Source organism: Acinetobacter sp. YH12156 (assembly GCF_013418235.1).
GTDB lineage: Bacteria > Pseudomonadota > Gammaproteobacteria > Pseudomonadales > Moraxellaceae > Acinetobacter > Acinetobacter pseudolwoffii.
The window spans coordinates 1-2,569 of sequence record NZ_VPCL01000031.1 but is presented as its reverse complement, the minus strand read 5'-3'; the positions used below and the strand labels follow the sequence as shown (position 1 = coordinate 2,569).

Here is a 2,569-nt window from a genome sequence, read left to right as displayed (position 1 = left end):
AATGATAAATTGCCATGCAGTCGCCTTGGGGTGCTTTTGCTTTTAAAAAATTGCGTAGCAGTTTTTTGGGGTTAAGGGGTGTCCCCTTGCGCAACTTTGACTTGAACTTTGTTCAAGTCGTAAGTGCGCATTTCATGAAAAACACGATAGCATATAGCCCGCTTGAATTTCAATTCATAGGGTTTTATGCTTGAGTGGTTTTCTATATCCCGAAATTAACCGTTATGACAAAATCTGCTGAAAATATCGAAAAGAAAATTGAAGCCCAATTAGAAAAGTTGAAACAGTTAAAAGCTCAAAAACAGGCTATTGATGCAAGAGAAAAAACCAAGCAAAAGGAACAAGAAAGAAAGGACGATACAAGACGTAAAATTTTGCTCGGTTCTTACTTAATTAAAAAGATGCAATCTAATGAAGCCAATAAAGAAAAAATACTCGCTGAACTCAACGAATATTTAACAGAAAATAGAGATAGACAGCTTTTTGATTTGCCCGACATTGAAGCCTAATTTTTCTTAGCTGTTTGGTTATTCTGTTCGGCTTGATACTCGGGAATGAGCGTGTTTAAAACCTTTTGAATATTGTCTTTGTCCTCTATCTGCAAATGATCCCGATAGTAAATTAAGTCCTGTATTTTGCTTTCCATCTGCATTTTTTCGGTGGGTTTGGCATTTTTGGATAGTCGGGATAATAGGAAGATATAACCGCATATATTTTCCCTCGCAATTTCATAATTTACGATGTCGAGGTATTCAACGGTCACATGCTTTAGATCGGTTGATAGGTTATTTAATTTAATCATGGCTGAAATCCTGATTTTTCTAAAATTGGATAAAGCTCTCTGAATTTTTCAGGCTCTAAAAGCATATCAGCGATACGAATAGCAAATTGTTGGTAGCTTTCTGTACCTTGTGAATATTTCCCCATTTCAGGCATTTCTGACATTTTATTCGCAAATAAATGGCGTTGTGCATCGGTCATTTTTATAAAAAAATCAGGCGTGTTTGGATCTCTTTTTGCTTCAACTTTTGGCTGTTGTTTTTGCTTAAATTTGAAAGAAAAACCTGAAATGATCCGTCCTTTTTTATGCTGTTCATACGTTACAGTAATATCAGTATGCTCATTAATTTGTTTAATTGATGGTTCAAGCACACGCTTTTTAAAGTCACTCATGGCGGTGTATTCACTATCAACAAGACCTAATCTGTTTCTAAACTCACTAAGTTCTAGTTGTGGAACTTTTCCAACTTCACGCCAAGCAATCAGCAATTCATAAAGCCTAGTGGCGTATTTACTGGTTAGGTGAGCAACTTGTTTAGCTTCATATTTTGTAAAGTGTTCTTCCAATCGTGTGATTAAAGGCACTACATCAGGAGCAAAAGTAATTTCTAACAATGCTAGGTCATCTACATAAAATATACGGCTTACCCAGCGAGATCGAACAATGCCGACTTTGCCTGTTTTTTTATATTCGGCTGTATAACTAAATTGACGATTAAACAGATTATTTACAGCTTCTCTCAAAGCTTTATATGACGCATCGGCAGATACATTGAATAGCTTGGCGTAGTCACTAGCATGTATTTCCAGTTTACTATCCGCAGTGATTCCTTGTCCCGATTCTCTAGCATTAATGATAGCTAGCATGATCAAACGTTGTTCCGTTAGCTCTAGGTTGTAACTGGCATTTATTAGAGCATTATCTTTCACGACTAAACTATTTTTCATAAGAAGAACTTATTATTATCTAATTAAAGGACAATGTAATCTAATATCTTTTTAAGGTCAATATTTATAATGTCTTTTAATTAAGAGCAAATGTCCGTTTATACAAGAGCAAATGTCCGTTTATACAAGAGCAAATGTCCGTTTATACAAGAGCAAATGTCCGTTTATATAGTCTGTAACACTTACTACACAAGGGTTTCAACCTGTCTAAAAGCATTAAAAGCTTTAAAAATAATTAAAAGCCTTTCGAGAGGGGAGTGCTAAAAACTGCCCTATGTACTCGCTAAAGCTCGTACTCTATTGAAGCTCGTTCCTCGCTTCGTGGGGCAGTTTTTAGTTAATCCTGTTGTGAAATCTAAAAGCAAAAGCATTTGTAATGTATTCGCTTCGCTCATACTTTTTGAAAAGCAAAAGCTCCAAAGTTCGCACCCATTCGGGATGCTCTGTAGCTACCGTTTAAAATCGAAAGGGAGCTTGTAATCAGAGAAAAGGCGAGGGCGAAATTTTGATGATGCTCAATCGCTCGTAGACACTCGCTCGGTTCTTATTATCTAGGTTTTAATTATTTACTGGAGCTAACCAAAGTTGTGAAACATTGCTTAAATAATAGGCGTGGAACGTGAAAAATCCATAAAAAAGCCCAATCGGGTGTGATTGGGCTATAAACTAGAAACTACAGCATTGATTTCTATAGATAATTATAACGCATTTCGTATAAGGTGTATTATGTTAATTTTAGATAAACTATAGAATCCATTAGTTTTTAAACCAATAAATTAAATATTTTATGGAACTCCAGAATATTTATTCAGGCGATACTTAAGCAATAAGGGTAGGGTGA

Annotated in this window: 3 protein-coding genes; 1 reads left to right on the top strand and 2 read right to left on the bottom strand. The window is 35.5% G+C overall.

What is annotated here, in order from left to right; translation table 11 throughout:
- The first annotated feature begins 224 nt into the window (after positions 1-224).
- Positions 225-509: a hypothetical protein gene (locus FTU87_RS14895; protein ID WP_004856445.1), complete on the top strand. Its 285-nt coding sequence runs from the start codon at positions 225-227 to the stop codon at positions 507-509.
- Here FTU87_RS14895 and FTU87_RS14890 read toward each other — a convergent pair.
- Together FTU87_RS14890 and repM are read right to left on the bottom strand one after the other, a co-directional pair.
- Positions 506-802: a hypothetical protein gene (locus FTU87_RS14890; RefSeq protein WP_005265043.1), complete on the bottom strand. Its 297-nt coding sequence runs from the start codon at positions 800-802 to the stop codon at positions 506-508. The two genes, FTU87_RS14895 and FTU87_RS14890, sit on opposite strands and share 4 nt — an antisense overlap.
- The gene (repM, locus tag FTU87_RS14885) at positions 799-1,728 is read right to left on the bottom strand and encodes a replication initiation protein RepM (RefSeq protein WP_004871874.1); all 930 of its coding nucleotides are present in this window, start codon (positions 1,726-1,728) and stop codon (positions 799-801) included. The genes FTU87_RS14890 and repM overlap by 4 nt, the downstream gene beginning before the upstream one ends.
- Between the last annotated feature and the right edge of the window lie 841 nt (positions 1,729-2,569).